Source organism: Idiomarina sp. OT37-5b, from assembly GCF_002968395.1.
Classification (GTDB): Bacteria; Pseudomonadota; Gammaproteobacteria; order Enterobacterales; family Alteromonadaceae; genus Idiomarina; species Idiomarina aquatica.
In genome coordinates this window covers 1,344,805-1,364,995 of sequence record NZ_CP027188.1, presented here as the reverse complement: position 1 = coordinate 1,364,995, position 20,191 = coordinate 1,344,805, and the positions used below count along the sequence as shown (strand labels likewise).

General features: G+C 52.4%; 17 protein-coding genes. 8 read left to right on the top strand and 9 right to left on the bottom strand.

Annotated features, from left to right (window positions below; all coding sequences use genetic code 11):
• Positions 1–11: 11 nt before the first annotated feature.
• The 4 genes from bioD to C5610_RS06330 all read left to right on the top strand — a co-directional run bounded on the left by bioD (position 12) and on the right by C5610_RS06330 (position 3,947).
• Positions 12–710, top strand: coding sequence for a dethiobiotin synthase (gene bioD, locus C5610_RS06345; protein ID WP_105306436.1), 699 nt, complete (start codon positions 12–14; stop codon positions 708–710).
• A gap of 71 nt (positions 711–781) precedes the next feature.
• Positions 782–1,666, top strand: coding sequence for a protease HtpX (gene htpX / locus C5610_RS06340; RefSeq protein ID WP_105306435.1), 885 nt, complete (start codon positions 782–784; stop codon positions 1,664–1,666).
• A 91-nt stretch (positions 1,667–1,757) separates the two neighbouring features.
• Entirely contained in the window at positions 1,758–3,116 is a 1,359-nt protein-coding gene (locus C5610_RS06335; RefSeq protein ID WP_105306434.1) for a class II 3-deoxy-7-phosphoheptulonate synthase, read from the top strand.
• A 33-nt stretch (positions 3,117–3,149) separates the two neighbouring features.
• Complete coding sequence (locus tag C5610_RS06330; RefSeq protein WP_105306433.1) at positions 3,150–3,947, top strand: DUF1338 domain-containing protein; 798 nt, start codon at positions 3,150–3,152, stop codon at positions 3,945–3,947.
• Between the two features lie 32 nt (positions 3,948–3,979).
• Here C5610_RS06330 and C5610_RS06325 read toward each other — a convergent pair whose 3' ends face one another.
• A complete protein-coding gene (locus tag C5610_RS06325; protein WP_105306432.1) occupies positions 3,980–4,789 on the bottom strand; it encodes a pyruvate, water dikinase regulatory protein in 810 nt (269 codons plus the stop codon).
• 111 nt (positions 4,790–4,900) lie between these two features.
• Between C5610_RS06325 and ppsA the strand changes: the two genes are divergently transcribed.
• Positions 4,901–7,267 carry a phosphoenolpyruvate synthase gene (ppsA, locus tag C5610_RS06320; RefSeq protein ID WP_105306431.1) on the top strand — a complete coding sequence of 789 codons (2,367 nt, stop codon included), beginning with the start codon at positions 4,901–4,903 and terminating at the stop codon, positions 7,265–7,267.
• Positions 7,268–7,306: 39 nt separating this feature from the next.
• On the top strand, positions 7,307–10,342 hold the full coding sequence (locus C5610_RS06315; RefSeq protein WP_105306430.1) for an FAD-binding and (Fe-S)-binding domain-containing protein: 3,036 nt from the start codon (positions 7,307–7,309) through the stop codon (positions 10,340–10,342).
• A gap of 17 nt (positions 10,343–10,359) precedes the next feature.
• Here C5610_RS06315 and C5610_RS06310 read toward each other — a convergent pair whose 3' ends face one another.
• The 6 genes from C5610_RS06310 to C5610_RS06285 all read right to left on the bottom strand — a co-directional run bounded on the left by C5610_RS06310 (position 10,360) and on the right by C5610_RS06285 (position 16,527).
• Positions 10,360–11,397 carry a Glu/Leu/Phe/Val family dehydrogenase gene (locus C5610_RS06310; protein ID WP_105306429.1) on the bottom strand — a complete coding sequence of 346 codons (1,038 nt, stop codon included), beginning with the start codon at positions 11,395–11,397 and terminating at the stop codon, positions 10,360–10,362.
• A 137-nt stretch (positions 11,398–11,534) separates the two neighbouring features.
• Positions 11,535–12,698, bottom strand: a complete 1,164-nt coding sequence (locus tag C5610_RS06305) for a cupin domain-containing protein (RefSeq protein ID WP_105306428.1) — start codon at positions 12,696–12,698, stop codon at positions 11,535–11,537.
• The gene (gene purB, locus C5610_RS06300) at positions 12,695–14,065 is read right to left on the bottom strand and encodes an adenylosuccinate lyase (RefSeq protein ID WP_105307725.1); all 1,371 of its coding nucleotides are present in this window, start codon (positions 14,063–14,065) and stop codon (positions 12,695–12,697) included. The genes C5610_RS06305 and purB overlap by 4 nt, the downstream gene beginning before the upstream one ends.
• A 62-nt stretch (positions 14,066–14,127) precedes the next feature.
• Complete coding sequence (gene hflD, locus C5610_RS06295) at positions 14,128–14,748, bottom strand: high frequency lysogenization protein HflD (RefSeq protein WP_105306427.1); 621 nt, start codon at positions 14,746–14,748, stop codon at positions 14,128–14,130.
• Entirely contained in the window at positions 14,745–15,887 is a 1,143-nt protein-coding gene (gene mnmA / locus C5610_RS06290) for a tRNA 2-thiouridine(34) synthase MnmA (RefSeq protein WP_105306426.1), read from the bottom strand. Before mnmA ends, hflD begins: the two co-directional genes overlap by 4 nt.
• A gap of 46 nt (positions 15,888–15,933) precedes the next feature.
• Positions 15,934–16,527, bottom strand: a complete 594-nt coding sequence (locus C5610_RS06285; protein WP_105306425.1) for a pseudouridine synthase — start codon at positions 16,525–16,527, stop codon at positions 15,934–15,936.
• A gap of 79 nt (positions 16,528–16,606) precedes the next feature.
• On the opposite strand from C5610_RS06285, the gene C5610_RS06280 reads away from it, so the two are divergent.
• Both C5610_RS06280 and C5610_RS06275 read left to right on the top strand, forming a co-directional pair.
• Positions 16,607–17,413: a hypothetical protein gene (locus tag C5610_RS06280; protein WP_105306424.1), complete on the top strand. Its 807-nt coding sequence runs from the start codon at positions 16,607–16,609 to the stop codon at positions 17,411–17,413.
• A 14-nt stretch (positions 17,414–17,427) separates the two neighbouring features.
• Complete coding sequence (locus C5610_RS06275) at positions 17,428–18,276, top strand: glucosaminidase domain-containing protein (protein ID WP_105306423.1); 849 nt, start codon at positions 17,428–17,430, stop codon at positions 18,274–18,276.
• Here the strand turns inward: C5610_RS06275 and ttcA are convergent.
• The gene (gene ttcA / locus C5610_RS06270) at positions 18,273–19,187 is read right to left on the bottom strand and encodes a tRNA 2-thiocytidine(32) synthetase TtcA (RefSeq protein ID WP_187346283.1); all 915 of its coding nucleotides are present in this window, start codon (positions 19,185–19,187) and stop codon (positions 18,273–18,275) included. The two genes, C5610_RS06275 and ttcA, sit on opposite strands and share 4 nt — an antisense overlap.
• 57 nt (positions 19,188–19,244) lie before the next feature.
• Entirely contained in the window at positions 19,245–20,171 is a 927-nt protein-coding gene (gene uspE / locus C5610_RS06265; protein ID WP_105306421.1) for a universal stress protein UspE, read from the bottom strand.
• Positions 20,172–20,191 lie beyond the last annotated feature (20 nt).

Here is a 20,191-nt window from a genome sequence, read left to right as displayed (position 1 = left end):
ATCAAGAAAAGATGACAAAACGCTATTTTATCACCGGAACCGATACCGATGCGGGCAAGACCGTGGCTGCTAAAGCTTTACTCGACGCCTTAAATCAGCAGCAACTACAGACGCTGGCGATGAAGCCCGTTGCTTCAGGCTGTGAATGGCAACAGGATCGTTGGATGAATGCCGATGCTCGTGTTTTGCGGGCAGCGATGTCGATGGAGTGCGACTACCCATTGACCAACCCGCTGGCATTCGAACCCGCAATCGCCCCCCACATTGCGGCACAACTGGCTGCCATTGAAATTACTCCGGAGCGGTTGCAACAAAGTCTAACCGAAGTGCTTGCTCTGCAGCCGGACGCCTTAGTGATTGAAGGCGCCGGCGGTTGGGAATTACCGCTCAGCCGTACCTACACCATGCCAGAGTTTGTCCAAACCAGCGGCGCTGAAGTTATCCTGGTGGTGGGCATGAAACTTGGCTGTTTAAACCATGCGGTGTTATCAGCCCGCGCCATTACCGCCGACGGTTGTAAGTTGGCCGGTTGGATAGCCGTTGATACCGGCGCCGAGCCGATGCCGTTTCGCCAGCAAAACATCGACACCCTGCGACAGCGCCTTAAGGCGCCGTGTTTAGGCGAGATCCCGCATACGCCGGACTGGCAGCAACGCAATTTGAGCCAGTATTTACCCGGGGTAAAAAATATTTTGCTGAAAAACGCCTAAAATGAACTTGTAAAAACGTCATCTAATACCCATATCGCAGTCAGTTAAGGCGGTTTTTTTCCGAGGAACTTATGCAAAGAATTGCGCTTTTTCTTGCCACGAACCTGGCCATTATTCTGGTGGTCAGTTTTATTTATAATTTGATCAGTAACGCCACCGGTTACAGTTTAAATAATGCCGGCGGGTTGTTGATTTTCTGTGCCTTGTTCGGTTTTGGCGGTGCCTTTGTGTCGCTGTGGTTGTCACGTTGGATGGCACTGCGCGCAACCGGCGCGCGGGTCATTGAGACACCGCGCAGCAGCGCCGAGCAGTGGTTAGTGCAGACGGTCAGACGTCAGGCACAACAGGCTGGACTGCCGATGCCGCAGGTGGCTATCTATCAGTCGCCTGAGCCGAACGCCTTCGCCACCGGTCGCAGTAAAAAAGAATCGCTGGTGGCGGTGTCAACCGGACTGCTTGATGCCATGAGCCAGGACGAAGTCGAAGCGGTGCTCGCGCACGAGGTCAGCCACATTGCGAATGGCGATATGGTGACTTTAACCCTGATCCAGGGGGTGGTGAACACCTTTGTGATGTTCTTTGCGCGCATCATTGCTTCCGTTATTGATAACGCCACCCGCGGCAACAATCAGCAGGGCGGTGGACTGGGTAGCTTCGCTTACTTTGGCATCGTGATGCTGCTGGAAGTGGTGTTTGGGGTGCTGGCCAGCATCATCGTCATGTGGTTCTCGCGGCAGCGTGAGTTCCGTGCCGATGCGGGTTCAGCGGCGTTGGTCGGTCCGCACAAAATGATCGCAGCGCTGGAGCGCTTAAAACGCGCGCAGGAATCACGCCTTGATGGCACCATGCTGGCGTTTGGTATCAACGGCAAACGCAGCGGCTTAAGCAAATTATTCATGAGTCATCCGTCCTTGGATGAACGAATTCACGCGTTACGTCAACGCGCCGCAAAATAACCGCTTAATATCACGGGGATAGCGTTGCTTTTAGGCGCTATCCCCGTTAGATTTGAGGGTTCCGAATCATTTACAAACTGGGTATGCAGTTATGAGCCAGTGGCATGCACGTAGTTGGCGCGATAAGCCCATCAAACAACAGCCGAATTACCAAAGCGCTGAACAGCTAAAACAGGTTGAGCAGGAATTAAGCCAATACCCACCGTTGGTGTTTGCTGAAGAAATCCGTGCCTTACGCACACAGTTAACGGACGTTTGTCACGGTCGTGGCTTTTTGTTGCAAGGCGGCGACTGCGCCGAATCTTTTAGCGATTTCAACGCGCCGAAAATTCGCGATACCTTTAAAGTGATCCTGCAAATGGCCATCGTGATGACCTTTGCCGGCAATTGTCCTGTCACCAAGGTTGCCCGCATGGCGGGACAGTACGCGAAACCACGGTCGAGCGATCTGGAAACCATTGATGGTGTCAGCCTGCCGAGTTATCGCGGTGATATCATCAACGGGATTGATTTTACCGAGGCGGCGCGGCAGCCGGACCCGCAACGAATGCTGAAGGCTTATCACCATTCAGCGGCGACCCTTAACCTGTTGCGTGCTTTTGCTCAGGGTGGTCTGGCGAACTTGCACAAAGTGCATAAGTGGAACCTCGGCTTCTTAGCCACCAACCCGCTAAAAGAACGTTATCAGCAAATTGCCGAGCAAATTCAGTCGGCGTTGCAGTTTATGGAAGTGTTGGGCATCAACACTGAGACCAACGCAACCCTGCACGAGACACAGCTGTTTACGTCACACGAAGCGCTGTTATTACCTTATGAACAAGCGTTGACTCGTACAGACACGCTGACTGGGTTGCCTTACGACTGTTCGGCGCACATGATTTGGATCGGTGAGCGTACCCGCCAGTTGGACCACGCGCACGTCGAATTCATGCGCGGCATTCATAATCCGATTGGCGTTAAAGTCGGTCCAACCATGCCGGAAGACGAACTGATCGAGTTGTTGGATATTCTCAACCCGGGTAACGAAGCCGGACGAATTACGCTCATTAGCCGTATGGGTGCGGACAATTTGGCCGATAACCTGCCGAAGCTGGTGCGTCGCGTCAAGGCTGAAGGCCGTCATGTGGTGTGGTCGAGTGACCCAATGCATGGCAATACCACGAAAGCCGACAATGGTTTGAAAACGCGTAATTTTGATGCGATCCACAAGGAATTACGCCAGTTTTTCGCGGTACATCAGGCCGAGGGCACCTATGCCGGCGGTATTCACCTGGAAATGACCGGTGAGGATGTTACTGAGTGCACCGGTGGCGCCTATCAAATCAGTGAGTCGGATTTGTCCAGCCGCTATCGTACACAATGTGACCCAAGACTTAATGCTGACCAAGTGTTAGAATTGGCGTTTTTAGTGGCTGAGTCGTTACGTTCAGCACGTAACGGACACGGTTAAATTCTCATTACAGTTGTAAAGGATCTTATTGTCATGTCTCAGCAAGTTGAGCAATTATTTGAGCGTTTATGGCAAGACTATATTTCGCGTACGCCATCAGCACCAAAAGTGCATGAAGTGTTGGGTAAAGGTCATCCGATCGTTAACGATCACGTTGCTTTCCGTACCTTTGACATTGCGCCGGTGCGGTTGGAAGCCTTGGCTCAACACTTTTTAGCGTTAGGCTATAAAGAAGGTGGCGATTATCACTTTGAAGAGAAAAAGCTTCGCGCCAAGCATTATGAGCACGACGATCCGACGCTGCCAAAAGTGTTTATCAGCGAGCTGATGACCGCAGAGTTCAGCGACAGTCTGCAGCAAAAAGTTAAAGCCATGGTGGCACAGGTTGACGCGGACGCAGTCAGCAAAGACGACTTTTTGTATTCAGGAACGCACTGGCAGGTCAGCCACGCCGATTATCTGGAGCTGCTGGAAGAGAGTGAATACGCAGCGTGGATGTCGGCGTTCGGTTTCTGCGCCAACCACTTTACCGTTAGCGTTAATTACCTGCCTGGCTTTGATTCGCTCGAGCAGGTTAATGAAACACTGAAACAGGCCGGCTTTACGCTGAATACCTCGGGCGGTGAGATTAAAGGCTCACCTGAGGTTTATTTAGAGCAGTCCTCGACCATGGCCAACCGTCACCCTGTGGCGTTTTCCGATCAAACCGTTGAAATTCCATCGTGTTTTTACGAGTTTGCGAAACGTTACGAAGTTGAAGACGGCAAGCTGTACAGTGGTTTTGTGGCAGCATCCGCTGACAAAATCTTCGAAAGCACCAACGCCGCCTAAATATGTAGGTCAGCCATTTGGCAATGGCGTCGTTAATAACGGCGCCGTTGCAGATTGGTTTTGGCTAAAATCTTAGCGGCAATTTCTTCCACTGAAAAATGCGTCGAATTGATAAACGGTATGGCCTCGCGGCGATACAGCTTTTCCACTTCCTGTAATTCAAACCGACATTGTTGCATCGATGCGTACTGGCTACCATGCCGACGCTGACTGCGAATTTCATGCAAGCGTTGCGCATTCAGCGTTAGTCCAAACAGCTTGTGGCGTTGTTGCTTAAGTTCCTTGGGTAAATCCAGGTGTTCGAAATCGTCGTCTTCGGTGAGCGGATAATTTGCCGCCTTGATGCCGTACTGCAGGGCCAGATACAAACTGGTCGGTGTCTTACCGGTACGTGACACGCCAACCAAAATGATGTCTGCCTCATCAAGCTGATTAAGGCGTTTCCCATCGTCGTTATCCAGCGCGTAGTTAATGGCATCGACGCGAAAATTATAATTTTTATGTACCCCGTGTGTACGGTGCGTTTTCGGTTCGGCTTTTACCTTCAATTCCTGTTCTACTGAGCCCTTAAATTGCTCCAGGAAATCGTAGGATATACCGCCGCAGTTGGTGATCTTAGTTTTCAATTTTTCGTTTACAAAGGTATGAAAAATCAGCGGTGGTTCACCGTCTTCCTTCAGCGACTGGCGGATTTGGCGGCAGATTTTTTCGGCTTTATCCTGAGTGTCGACAAAGGGTAGCGTTTTGTGTTGAAACTCAACCGGAAACATCGATAACAAAGCATGACCAAAGGCCTCCGCGGTTAATGCGGTGCCATCAGAGATATAAAACGCGGTGCGCATATTTACAGTTCTTATTTTAATAATGTGTGGACAGATATTAACTTGTTGTGCTGCAAAGTGTAAAATGCTGAGCACTTTCACCTCCATCGACAAAAATTTGAGGACAGTGACGTGCAAGAATACGTATTGTGGTACCAGCAACTCGGCATGCAGGACGTTAATCGGGTAGGCGGAAAGAATGCCTCCTTAGGCGAAATGATCAGCAACCTAGCCGGCGCCGGAGTTGAAGTCCCAGGTGGTTTTGCCACCACCGCAGACGCCTATAATCAGTTTCTTGACCAAAGCGGGCTTAACGATAAAATCCATCAGCTCCTCGATACCCTCGATGTCGATGACGTCAATGAATTGAGCAAAGCCGGTCAGCAAATCCGTCAGTGGATTATCGACACACCATTCCAGCCTGAATTTGAACAAGCCATAAAAACCGCCTTCTCAGAACTCAGCGAAGACAACGACGAATTCAGCTTTGCGGTACGCAGTTCCGCTACCGCCGAAGACATGCCGGATGCCTCCTTTGCCGGTCAGCAGGAAACCTTCCTCAACGTGCGCGGTCTTGACGCGGTAATGGAAGCGATAAAACACGTTTTTGCGTCATTGTTTAATGACCGCGCCATTTCGTATCGTGTGCACCAGGGCTACGACCACCGTGGTGTGGCGTTATCAGCCGGGGTACAACGGATGGTGCGCAGTGATATCGCGTCATCGGGCGTCATGTTTACCATTGATACTGAATCCGGCTTTGAGGACGTGGTCTTTATCACGTCTTCGTTCGGTTTAGGCGAGATGGTGGTGCAAGGGGCGGTTAACCCCGACGAATTTTATGTTCATAAGCCAACGCTGAAAGCGGGGCGGCCGGCGGTATTACGCCGTAACCTTGGCAGCAAGCAGATCCAAATGGTGTTTTCTGAGGATCGTGACCACGGCAAGCAAACACTGATCGAAGACATCGAGCCGGCGAAATCCATGACCTTCTCGGTGAGCGACGAGGAAGTCGAAGAACTGGCGCGCCAGGCGGTCATTATCGAACAACATTACGGCCGTCCGATGGACATCGAATGGGCCAAAGACGGCGTTGATGGCAAGCTCTACATCGTCCAGGCACGTCCGGAAACGGTCCGTTCCAATCAGAAAGGTCAGGCCATCGAGCGTTTTGCGCTGAAAAACAAAAGTGACGTCATTTGTGAAGGCCGCGCCATCGGTCAACGCATCGGCTCCGGTGTCGCGAAAGTGCTTAACGACATCAGCGAGATGGATAAAGTGCAACCGGGTGACGTACTGGTTACCGACATGACCGACCCGGATTGGGAACCGATCATGAAGCGTGCAGCCGCCATTGTAACCAACCGCGGTGGCCGTACGTGTCACGCCGCCATCATTGCCCGCGAATTGGGCATTCCGGCGGTGGTCGGCTGTGGTAATGCCGATGAGCTGATCAGCAACGGCCGCAAAGTAACGGTTTCTTGTGCCGAAGGCGACACCGGCTACATCTACGATGGCGAACTGGAGTTTGATGTTACCTCTACCGCCGTGGATAAAATGCCAAACTTGCCGATGAAAATTATGATGAACGTCGGTAACCCGGATCGCGCCTTTGATTTTGCCCGTTTACCGCACGCCGGTATTGGTTTGGCGCGACTGGAATTCATCATCAACCGCATGATTGGCGTACACCCTAAAGCGTTGCTTAATTTTGACGAGCAAAGCGAAGAGCTACAGGCAACCATCCGTGGCATGATCGCCGGCTACTCCAGCCCGCGTGAATACTACATTGCCAAGTTGGCCGAGGGCATCGCCACCTTGGGTGCGGCGTTCTCGCCGGAACGGGTTATCGTGCGTATGAGTGACTTTAAGTCGAACGAGTACGCTAACCTGATCGGCGGCAGTCAGTATGAACCGGACGAAGAAAACCCCATGCTGGGTTTCCGCGGTGCGTCACGTTATATCTCAGAAGAATTCCGCGACTGTTTTGCGCTTGAGTGTGAGGCGATTAAACGGGTTCGTAACGACATGGGACTGACCAACGTCGAAATCATGATCCCATTCGTACGTACGCTGGAAGAAGGCCGTAAAGTGATTGAGCTGCTCGAAGAGCAGGGGCTTAAACAGGGTGAAAACGGTCTGCGCGTCATCATGATGTGTGAATTGCCGTCAAACGCGTTGTTAGCCGACGAGTTCCTCGATATCTTTGATGGTTTCTCCATTGGTTCAAACGATTTAACTCAGCTAACCCTCGGTCTGGATCGCGACTCCGGCGTCATCGCGCACCTGTTTGACGAACGAAATGAGGCGGTTAAACGGTTGTTGGCGATGGCCATCACCACCGCTAAAAAACGTGGCAAATACGTGGGTATTTGTGGTCAGGGGCCATCCGATCATCCTGATTTGGCGGCGTGGTTGGTCGAGCACGGCATCGACTCGGTGTCACTGAACCCTGATACCGTGGTTGAAACCTGGATGTACCTGGCTGAAAACCTATAACTTGTTACGATTGACTGAACACGAGGATAACACACGAACATGACGCAACTTCCTAAGCTGGTCGCCGAACGCGGCTTACCGCAAGTGTACCAAACGTTTTTACAGGCGCTTGCAAAAACCAGTTACAGCGGAGATGTGGATGTCAGTTATTCGGGGCGGCTTATTGCCGCCACCGATAACAGTGTTTATCAGCAGCTACCGCAGGGCGTACTTTATCCCAAGAGCGTCATTGATCTGCAGATCATCACCTCGCTGGCGGCCGAGCAACGCTTTGCGGACGTGCAATTTTCGCCACGTGGCGGCGGCACCGGCACGAACGGCCAATCGTTAACGCCCGGCTTGGTGGTCGATCTCAGTCGTCACATGAACCGCGTACTCGAAGTGAACGTGGAGCAGGGCTGGGTTCGTGTGCAGGCCGGTGTGGTGAAAGATCAACTGAACGACGCACTGCGCCCCTACGGTTATTTCTTTTCACCGGATTTATCGACCAGTAATCGTGCCACCTTAGGTGGCATGATCAACACCGATGCCTCCGGGCAAGGTTCACTGGTGTACGGGAAAACCAGTGATCACATTCTTGCGTTGAGTACCGTGTTAATGGGTGGCGAAAAGCTGGAAAGTGGTCCGGTCTCGCTGCAGCAGGCACAAGCCATCAGTGAAAAAGCGACCGTGGTAGGACGCTTGTATCGTCAGGCTCTGGATACCTGCGTTGGCTTTCGTGATGATATCGACGCCAAGTTTCCACCGTTAAACCGCTTTTTAACCGGCTATGATCTCAAGCACACCTATGATCCTGAGCACAACACCCTGGATGTTTCACGGCTGATCGCTGGCTCTGAGGGCACCCTGGGTTTTGTCGCAGAAGCCAAACTTAACATCACCCCAATCCCGAAATACCGCACCTTAGTTAATGTTAAATACAGCGATTTTCAGGCGGCTCTGAATAACGCGCCGTTTTTGGTGCAGGCCAATGCCACCTCGGTTGAAACCATCGACAGTAAAGTGCTCAACCTGGCCCGTGAAGACATCATCTGGCATTCGGTTGAACCGTTGCTGACCGATGTCGAAGGGCACACCATGAACGGTATTAACATGGTGGAGTTTGCCAGTACCGACGAAGAGGAAAACCGCAGTAAAGTGTCGTCGTTGTGTGAACGGCTGGATAAGCTGATCAACAGCAAAGACGCAAAAGGTGTGATCGGGTATCAAATCTGTGACGACCTGCCAAGCATTCAAACCATTTACGCCATGCGCAAGAAATCGGTCGGATTGCTGGGAGCTACCAAAGGTCGTCGTAAGCCCGTGGCCTTTGCTGAAGATACCGCAGTGCCGCCGGAAAAGCTGGCCGATTTTATTATGGAATTCCGCCAGTTACTGGATAACGCCGGTTTGCACTATGGCATGTTCGGTCATGCCGATGCCGGGGTGCTGCACGTACGCCCGGCACTGGATTTAACCGAGCCCAATGACGAAAAGGTGCTGCGCGAAATCAGTGACAAGGTGGCCGCCTTAACCGCAAAATACGGCGGGTTAATGTGGGGTGAACACGGTAAAGGTTATCGTTCGGAATACGCGCCGGCGTTTTTTGGTGAGCAATTATTTACCGAATTACGCAAGATAAAAACGGCCGTCGACCCCAACAACCAACTGAATCCGGGAAAAATCTGCACACCGCTTGAAGGCGAACACCAATTGGTGTCCGTTGATGCAACTAAGCGCGGTTATTATGACCGGCAAATTCCGGTAGCGACCCGCGACAGCTTCCGCAATGCCATGGACTGTAATGGTAACGGGCTTTGTTTTAACTACGACACCAGTGCGGTTATGTGCCCGAGCTATAAAGTCAGTGGTGATCGCCGCTATTCTCCGAAAGGGCGTTCGTCATTGATGCGCGAATGGTTGCGACTGGGGGCAGCGGCAGGCTTCGATGCGGCGCAGTCACCGCAACAGCCACTGCCGTGGCCGAAGAAAATGCTCAATCGTTGGTTGCACCGCGACGACTTCAGTCACGAGGTGCGGGCATCGATGGATAAATGCCTGGCGTGTAAAGCCTGTACCAACCAATGCCCGGTCAGCGTTGACGTTCCGACATTCCGAGCGCGCTTTTTAGAACATTATTACAGTCGCTACGCCAGGCCGCTAAAAGACTGGCTGGTTAAAAATGTGGAAACCACCGCACGCTGGGGGGCTAAGGCGCCGCGTCTAAGCAACGCGCTGACTAATAACTCGGTGTCGCGAACGGTACTGGAATCAGTGGTCGGTTACGTCGATACGCCGGAGTTTTCAGTACCCAGTCTGTCGCAACGCTGGCGAAAGCTGCAATTGCCGAGCATGGATACGAGCGACATTTTGGCCTGTGATGACGCCGAACGCGAAAACTTTGTCGTTATTGTGCAGGACCCGTTTACCAGTTTCTATGAGGCGGGTGTGGTCGAAGCCTTTGCGATGGTGGTTAAACGACTGGGCTACACGCCGGTGTTGTTGCCGTTTAAAGGCCATGGTAAAGCGCAACACGTAAAAGGCTATCTCAGTGAGTTTAAACAAACGGCGGCAACCGTGGCTGAGCAACTGCTGCCGTTATGTGAACGTGGCATTGAATTGGTCGGCGTCGACAGTTCAACGGCACTGGTATTCCGCGACGAATACCGGCAGGCTCTGGGCGATGAGATCGCGGCTAAGCTGCAAGTGAAAACGGTGGTTGAGTGGTTTGAAGGTAAGCCACTGTCACCGATGGCGGAGACCACCAACCGCACCTATGGATTACTGTTACATTGTACAGAGCAGAGTTTTATTCCGGAGTCAGCGAAACACTGGCAACAGCTGTTTCGGGCGTTTGGTCTGCAACTGGATGTAGTGAACGTTGGTTGTTGCGGTATGGCCGGTACCTTTGGCCACGAAAAACAACATCAGCAGGACAGCAAGGCGCTGTATCAAATGGGCTGGCAACAGGCGATTGATGCGTACGGAACCAGCGGCATTGTCGCCACCGGGTTTTCCTGTCGTTCACAGGTTAAACGGATGGAAAACAAGCGGGTGAGGCACCCGCTGGAAGTTGTACTCGCGTGCTTTGACTAGCACGCGAGTAACACCGTTTACTTTTTGGCGTTAGCGATGATTTCGCGCGCCATTTCGTCAGCCAGTTCTCCGGTCGGACGATCTTCTTCTTTAGCACGGGTAAATAGCTTATCCAGGGTATTGTAGATATCACGTACCCGTTTGTCGGTCTCTTCCAACGACATGTTAGCCGCTTCTGAACAAACGTGGATAACGCCGCCGGCATTAATGACATAATCCGGTGCGTAAAGAATGCCCATGTCTTTGACCATCTTGTCATGCTTAGGATTGGCCAACTGGTTGTTCGCACTACCGGCAATGATTTTGCACTTCAATTGCTTCAGTGTTTCATCGTTGATGGTCGCACCCAGCGCGCATGGCGCATAAATGTCAGCGTCAACCGAGTAGATTTCATCTAAGCCGACAACGGTTGCGCCCAATTCGTTCTTCGCGCGCTCCAGTGCTTCTTCGTTGATGTCGGTAACGATCAGCTCAGCGCCGTCTTCGCGACAGTACTTGGCAAAGTCATAACCAACTGCACCCAGACCCTGAACCGCGATTTTAACGCCATTCAGATCTTCACTGCCCAAGCGATGCTTGGCCGCGGCTTTAAGACCTAAATAGGTGCCCAGTGCGGTGTGTGGGGAAGGGTCACCGGCTTTATCCGCGGTACCGGCAACGTGCTGAGTTTCCTGTGCCACAATGTCAATATCGCTGGTGCGGATGTTGACGTCTTCCGCAGTGATGTATTTACCACCCAGGCTATTGATGAAACGGCCATACGCACGGAACAGCTGCTCGCTCTTGATGGTTTTTGCGTCACCAATAATAACGGCTTTACCGCCACCCAGCGGCAAACCGGCCATGGCACTTTTGTAGGTCATACCGCGTGACAAACGCAATACGTCGGTTAATGCTTCGGCTGATGAGCTGTAATTCCAAAGCCGTGTACCACCAAGGCTTGGGCCGAGCGTTGTATCATGAACAGCGATGATGGCCTTCAGGCCAGATTCTTCGTCATGGCAAAATGCCACTTCTTCATGATGATCAAATTCAGGATGCTCGAATAGAGACATGAATTTCCTTCCTCATTGGTTCTCGAAATTGCGCGCACATTACCATCAAGACAGGGTCTGCGCTACTTAATCCACGAAATAAAAAAACGAATTCAAACGCCTGTTTAGCAACTCTTGTTTACAGTTAACGTAAACTGCTAATCGGTCTCCAAAAAAAGCACAAAAGTGCCTAAATTCAATAAGTCGGCCAGCAACTGACACGCGTTGTCGTTATTAACCAAGGCTAACCATGGCTCGGCTGCTGCTTCCTGACGTAAACCCGCCAGAGCCTCAGCCAGTGGCTGAATCGCGCGGTTCAGTTGAAAGCGTTCGCCGCCGCTGTAATAGGACTGCAAGGAGGCGCTGTACAACCAACGTGCACCGGGAGCGCGGGCAATGATAGCGCCTTGTTGCTGCAACAACTCAGGAATTTGTTCAGCCACGTAGGGCAGTTCCGGCTCGACCAACTCACGTTTGCTTTGGGACATGATGCGCATCAGCAGGTCATCGGCACCGTTGCCCTGTAACGCATCCGCCAACAACTGCTTACACTGTGCTAACTGAATGTCGCTGACTTCGTGTGTTGCGGTGTCAGGCTGCAGTTGTGGATCCTGATAGCGCCGGTTGAGCACATCGTGCTGCAGGGCCTGATCGCCAAGTTGCAATAACCACTCCGCTTGCGACGGGGCGCGAAAGCCAACCGAATAGTTTAAGCTTGGCTCCAGCGCCACGCCGTCATGGGGGCAACCGGCCGGGATATAGAGCACATCGCCAGGTTCCAGCACTTCATCAATCACCGCGTCGAACGGCTCTTCCACCAGCGTCAGGTCGGTACACGGCTGATAGCTGGTCATGGTCTGCCGCTGCCCGACACGCCAACGCCGGCGTCCGCTGCCCTGAATGATGAACACATCATACTGATCAAGGTGAGGGCCGACACCACCGCCTTCGCAGGAAAAACTGACCATCACGTCGTCGAGACGCCATTCCGGTAAAAATTCAAACGCACTGAGCAATGAACCGACTTGCGGCAACCATTCATTGACCGACTGCACCAGCAAGGTCCAGTTGTTTTCACCATAGCTTTCGTAATCGCTGAACGGACCGTGCTCTACGTGCCAGTCGGTGGGCTTACCATCGGCATCATAACGGCATTGCACAATGCGTGAGTCGACACCGTCTTCCATTGCCAGACCGGCCAGAATTTCTGCTTCGACCGGGTCTTCAAAGGCCGGAAAACCGGCACGCAGCAACCGCGGTTGCTGCTGCCAGGTGCCGCTAAGAAATTCGGCTCGGTTAAAAACGTCGGCGTTCAATTTCACGACAATTCATCCACGAAGGCTTCAGCACGGCCGATATAGGTTGCCGGCGTTAACGCTTTCATTTCATCTTTGGCCGCCTGCGGCAGTTCCAGCGCGTCGATAAAGGCCGCCAGGTCACTTGGCGTAATCCGTTTACCACGGGTCAGTTCTTTCAGTTTTTCGTAAGGCTTTTCAATGCCGTAGCGACGCATTACCGTCTGCACCGGCTCTGCCAGCAATTCCCAATTCGCGTCCAGCTCTTTACTCAATACGTCGGCGTTAACTTCCAGTTTGCTCAGCCCTTTTAGGCTGGCATGATAAGCGATGACCGCGTGGGCGATACCGACACCCAGATTACGCAACACTGTTGAGTCGGTCAGATCGCGCTGCCAGCGCGAGATCGGCAGCTTTTGCGCCAGGTGTGACATCACCGCATTGGCGATACCCAGGTTGCCTTCAGAGTTTTCAAAATCAATCGGGTTTACTTTATGCGGCATGGTCGAAGAACCGACTTCGCCGGCGACGGTTTTTTGTTTAAAGTGGTTGAGCGCGATGTAGCCCCAGAGATCACGGTCAAAGTCGATCAGTACGGTGTTAAAGCGCGATACCGCATCAAACAGCTCAGCCACGTAGTCGTGCGGTTCAATCTGTGTGGTATAGGCGTTCCAATCCAGACCCAGCGAACGGACGAATTGCTCTGACACCTGATGCCAGTCGACGTTAGGGTAGGCGGCAAGGTGCGCATTGTAGTTACCGACCGCGCCATTAATTTTGCCCATCAGGCGAACCGCTTTAACTTGCTCTAACTGGCGCTGCAGGCGAATGGCGACATTGGCAAACTCTTTACCCATGGTGGTTGGTGTTGCCGGCTGGCCATGCGTACGCGCCATCATCGCAACCGACTTGTATTCTTTGGCTTTGGCTTTAACCGTATCGACCAGTTCCTGCATCAGTGGCACCAAAACCTCATCACGGGCGGTTGCCAGCATCAGGCCATGAGACAAGTTGTTGATGTCTTCTGAGGTGCAGGCAAAATGAATGAACTCAGAGATCTTGGCCAACTCGCTGTGGTCAGCGACTTTTTCTTTTAACAGGTACTCAACCGCTTTAACGTCATGGTTGGTGGTACGCTCAATGGTTTTCACCCGCTCAGCGTCTTCAACACTAAAGTTATTAACGATGTCATCCAATACTTGCATAGCCTCAGCGCTCAGCGCCGGCACTTCATCAATACCGTTAACCTCTGCCAGTTGCTGCAACCAGCGAACTTCAACAGTGACACGGAACTTAATCAAACCATACTCACTAAAAATAGGACGTAACGCTTCTACTTTGCTGGCATAGCGACCGTCGACCGGTGATAGGGCGGTTAGGGTTGAAAAAGGCAGCATGTTGATGTTCTCCAGAGGTCAATAGTAGTTAATTAAAGTATCAATAAATTGTGCACGCTTCAGGCGGACTGCAATAACTGCTTTGCAGTATCCAGCATACGTTTGCGCGAAAATAAAAAGTGCCGGCGTTTGCCGCCCACTTGTTGCCACAGTACGGCACTGCGCACACCCGCGAGTAACAACGCCCGAATATGATGCTGATTCGCTTCATTTTTTAAATGTGTCGGATTGCCGTTGATGCGGATGGGTTGTCCCAGCGGGCTGATGAGCTCGCGATAAATCGACGCCAGACTTTGCAGAATACGATAACGTTCGAAACCAAACTCATGGTACTGGCGGCTGACTTGCTCTAACTGCCGGCCGAGTTCGGCCAAGGCCTTTTTATCGTTCAACAGACGTCGCGAAAGGTGGATCATGCCGACCATATAACGCGTTAATTCAAGGTCTTTTTGCGTGCCGTTGCCCATTTGCTGCAACAGCGTATTAAAGCCGGGGCGCATGGCTTCCAGCGAACCGTAAACGGCCAGCGTGGATTCCGGTTCCAGGTTCAGCACACTGTTGATCAGCGTGTCGGTAACGGTATCGTGCAGCACCTGACCGGAACGCGCCAATTGTTGTACCGCGGCCGCACTCAGCGCCATGCCCGACAGCGCCAGTACCCGTTGTTGCCAATCATTCATAGCTTGACCTCAAAGTCGGTCAAACGTTGTTCGATAATACCGCCGCCAAGGCAAACCTCATCAAGGTAGAAGACCGCCGACTGACCCGGGGTTACCGCCGCTACCGGCTCATCAAAAATCACTTCAACCTGGTCGTCACCCAATGGCGTCACCTGGCAGGGAATGTCCTGCTGTCGATAACGCGTTTTCACCGCGCAACGTAATGGCTGTTGTAGTGGCTTACGATCAATCCAGTGCAATTGGCCGGCAACCAGTCCTTTTGAATACAAACGCGGATGATGCTTACCCTGAGCGACGATTAATACGTTTCGCTCAATGTCTTTATCCACCACATACCAAGGATCGTCAGACGCATCGGCCAAGCCGCCGATGTGCAGCCCTTTACGCTGACCAATGGTGTGGTACATCAGTCCTTCGTGTTGACCAAGCTCTTCGCCATCAACCGATTCAATGGTTCCTGGCTGCGCCGGCAGGTACTGCTGCAAAAAGTCTTTAAATTTCCGTTCACCGATAAAACAAATCCCGGTAGAGTCTTTTTTACCGGCGGTAACCAAACCCTGCTGCTCGGCGATCCGGCGAACTTCGGGTTTTTCCAGTTCGCCGACCGGGAACAGGGTCTGAGCGACGTGTTCGTGGCTCAGCGTATAGAGGAAATAACTCTGATCTTTGTTGTTATCAACGCCACGCAGTAATTGCCACTGCTTGCCGTCATAGGCACGGCGGACATAGTGGCCGGTCGCAATGTAATCGGCCCCCAGGGCTTCTGCGGCAAACTCCAGAAACGCTTTAAACTTAATTTCTTTGTTGCACATAATGTCCGGGTTGGGAGTGCGCCCGGCTTTATACTCGTCGAGGAAATGTTCGAACACATTGTCCCAGTATTCCGCCGCGAAATTGACCGTGTGCAGCTCAATGCCCAGGGTTTCGCAAACTTTTTCGGCGTCAGCGAGATCCTCTGCTGCGGCACAGTATTCGTCCGAGTCGTCTTCTTCCCAGTTTTTCATAAACAAGCCTTCAACCTGGAAGCCCTGCTGCAACAGCAAGTAGGCTGATACGGACGAATCCACACCGCCGGACATTCCGACGATGACTTTCTTGTTGGCATTGTTAGTTACGGGCTTCGTGGCGACGTCACTCATTCGATCACACTACCTATTCGGTTACTTAAGCTATTGGGCGCGCATTCTACCACACTGGCGGCTCTTCGCGCCATTCTCCGGGGGCTAATCCGGCCAGTTTATAAGGCCCGATTTGGGCGCGAATCAAGCGTAGCGTTGGTAAACCAACGTGTGCCGTCATCCGTCGTACCTGACGGTTTTTGCCTTCGCGGATTTTGATGCAAAGCCAGCTGTCGGGCACACTTTTGCGCTCCCGCACCGGTGGATTACGCGGCCATAAGGCGTGTGGTTCGTCCATGACAAAGGCTTCTGCCGGTTTGGTTTTACCGTCGTTGAGTTCAACGCCTTGCTGCAACTGCCGCAGCTGTTCGGTGGTCGGTTCACCCTCAACCTGCACCCAGTAGGTCTTCCAGACCTTGTATTTCGGATTTGACAGGCGCGCCTGATAGACGCCGTCATTGGTTAACAGCATCAGCCCTTCGCTGTCTTTATCGAGGCGTCCTGCAGGGTAAACGTCCTTGTGCGGCACCCAGTCTTTTAGCGTGGCATCTCCGGCTTCGCCGGAAAACTGCGAGAGCACACCGTAGGGCTTGTTAAACAACACCAGCTTCGGGTTTGCCGGGCGTGGACGCGAAGTACGTTTTGCGTGACGTCGTTGCATCAAGGTTTCCTTTTGATTGTGAACGAGGGGGAAGATCCTCTACTATAGGGGGCTCTTGTTTCAAGTACTATGGTAACCCATGCAAACAAATAACGACGAACAACAGCAAATGATCATCGGTGGCAACCTCACTGACGCACTACGCGGTCAGTATGCACTGAACCTTGGCGAAATTTTCCGCTACACGTTGGCCGCTACACGGAGCCACTGGGTTTCGCTGTTCCTCGGTTTTTTGGCGTTTCTGGGCATTTTATTGGTACTGACCCTGGTGGCCTTTAGTGTGCTGCCTGAGCAATGGGTCGATCAAGTCGTGCCGCAACAGGCAGGGCAACCGGTTTCCCAGAACGCATTGATGATCTTATCACTGATTGGCTCGGCTGTGGGCGCGCCGTTCTGGGGTGGGTTGATTTTAATGGGTATCCGTCACAGCGTGGATATTCCGACCAAAGCCGCCGACATCTTTGACGGCTTTTCGCGCGCAGGCCCGCTGATTGCAACGTTACTGGCCACCAGTATCATCACTCAACTCGGTTTAATCCTGACCGGCCAGTTGCACTGGGGGCTAAGTGTCCTTGCGCAGATTTATTTTAGCGTGGTATTTGCTTACGCGTTACCGCTGGTGGTGGAACGCGGCATCACGCCATTGAATGCCATTTATTATTCGCTACGAATTGTGCATTACAAATTACCACAGTTCATTTTGTTGCTATTTGTGGTCACCGGGCTGGTAATACTCAGTTCGTTTATGTTCTTTCTGCCGTTGATTTTTGTGGTGCCACTGATCTTCAACCTGGTTGGTGTCGTTTACAAAGAAACCGTTGGGGTCACCATCAAGCTCGACAAGCCCCAACCGCAGGGTGACGACGATTCGCCGTGGACCGCCTGATTATGAGGAATAACATGCGTTTTCTTTTTATCGTATTTTTTGTTGCTGTCAGTTTACTGGCGTTGCTGCTGCCGTTCACCGTGACTTTCGAGCCTGCGGAAACGGAATACAGTGAAACCACCGGGCTGCCGCCGGTGCCCAAAATTGGCGTTTACGATGAATTACCGGACTTTTCTCAGTTTACCGATGTGAACGAGAAAAAACTCGAGTTTTTCAGCTATTTGTTACCGCTGATCGAAGCCGAGAACCTGCGTATTTTGCACTCGCGGTCCAAGTTGCTGGAAATCGAGGAGAACTTTAAAGCCAATATGCTCAACGATGCCGATCGCCGGCAACTGGCACAGTTAATGGATTATTACGAAGTGGACCCCAGTTTAAGCAACGAACAGGTGTTTGCCGTGCTCAAGCGTCGAGTCGATGTGGTGCCTGAGATGATGGTGCTGATGCAGGCGGCCAATGAATCGGCCTGGGGCACGTCACGTTTTGCCCGCCGCGGTTTGAACCTGTTTGGTCAGTGGTGTTACCGCGAAGGCTGCGGCATAGTTCCTAACCAGCGGCCGGAAGGACAGGTGTATGAAGTGGCTAAATTCGACTCGGTCAACCAGTCGGTTCGCAGCTATATGCGCAACATTAACACCCATCCACCGTACATGGATTTGCGCTTGCTGCGCGAGCGTAAGCGCGCCCGTGATGAAGAATTGCGCGCCATCGAATTGGTTGAGGGGCTGGGTAGCTACTCAGAGCGGGGCGATGAGTACATTGAAGAACTACAATCAATGATTCGCGTCAATCGCCCGTTGGTTATGGAAGTAAAACAACAGATGGCGGCGCAATTAGGCGATAAGCCGCAGACGGCAAATTAAGCAATCTGCGTTATTTTAATCGCGTTAGCAGGGTCGCTCGGCGGCCCTTTTTGTTGCGTCTGCTCATGACTCAGCGGCGGCGCATCAAAGGCCCAGTCACCGTTTTCGTCGGCTTCACCCGTGGCGGTAACAGCTCGGAAATCGAACAAATTAGCGTCAACTAAGTGCGATGGCGTGACGTTCTGCATGGCCGTGAATAGGCTCTCGATGCGTCCCGGAAAACGCTTGTCCCACTCGCTCAGCATGGCCTTAATCTGCTTACGCTGGAGGTTCTCCTGCGAGCCACACAGATTACAGGGGATGATCGGAAACGCCATCGCCTCGGCATAACGGGCAATATCCTTTTCGCGGCAAAACGCCAACGGTCGGATAACCACGTGCTCACCATTGTCGCTGACGAGTTTGGGCGGCATCGACTTCAGTTTGCCACCATGGAACATGTTCAAAAACAAAGTTTCGATCATGTCATCGCGGTGGTGGCCCAGTGCAATTTTGGTAGCCCCCAGACGTTTCGCGGTTTTGTACAAAATACCGCGGCGCAGGCGTGAACACAGTGAACAGGTGGTTTTGCCTTCAGGAATTTTGTCTTTGACGATACTGTAGGTGTCTTCTTCGACGATTTCGTAATCAACGCCAAGCTGCTGTAGGTACTCCGGCAACACGTGCTCAGGGAAACCCGGCTGCTTCTGATCCAGGTTAACGGCAACCAACTCGAACCGAATCGGCGCTACACGTTGCAAATAGAGCAGGGTATCCAACAGCGTGTAGCTGTCCTTGCCGCCTGACAAACACACCATCACCTTGTCATTGGCTTCGATCATGCCAAATTGCTCGATGGCCTTACCGGTCTCGCGACGGATGCGCTTTTGCAATTTATTGAAACCGTACTTACTATCCGCTGTTACTGCCACAATGACACCTATTTAACTGACTGCTTGCAAGCGCGCGATTATACCTGACTGTCGTCATTACGCCAATGGACTGACAAAATCCTCAGGCTTAACGGCCAGCACATCACAGTTGAGCTGCTCCAGCACGTGTTCGGCGGTATTGCCCAGCAACGCGGCGGTGATGCCGGTGCGGCCGATGGTGCCCATGACCACCAGTTCGGCATCCAGCTTTTCAGAAAATTCAGGGATCACTTGCTCCGGCAAACCCTGGGCAACGTGTTGCTGTGGTTCAGGAATGTTGAAGCGACGGCCAAGCTCTCGCATCTTGTTCTGATGATGAGTCTGTAGCTCTTCGGTGTATTGGGTGACGTCAAATTCGGGAATTTCCACGGCCACATTGACCGGTGCGCCGGGATACGCATTGACCAGGTGAACACTGGCGTTGAGGATGTGGCTCATCGCTTCGGCATGTTCAACGATGCGGGTGTTCAGTGATTCATGGTGCGCTTCTTCGGAACCGCTGTGGACGGCGGCGATGATCTGTCCGTGCTGCGGCCAGGCATGTTCTTTCACCATCAGTACGGCGCAGGGCGCTTTGCGCAGCAAATGCCAGTCGGTCGGTGTAAACAACAGGTTTTGCAGGCTCGACGTTACGTGCGACGCTTTGATGATGAGATCGTGCTGCTCTTTGAGCGCGGTTTCAATAATCGCCTCGAACGGACGGTTGTGCCAAACCACCTGGATGTCCAGACGCACTTCGGTGGTATCGTAATGAGTCAAGAGGTCGGTCAGCCAGGCTTTGCGGTCAGCGATCAGATTCGCGCGCATGGTGTCGCGTTCCTCGCGCGACAACATGGTCGTCATTTCGTAGGAAAAGTCATAAATCGAGAGGAACAGAGTTAATCGGGCATCACTGAGTTTAGCCATGTGCATCGCACGATTTATGGCTTTGTGTTGCTCATCGGCCGGATCGACAACAACCAGTATGTGACGAAACGCGTCCATTTTTCACCACCTTAATCATG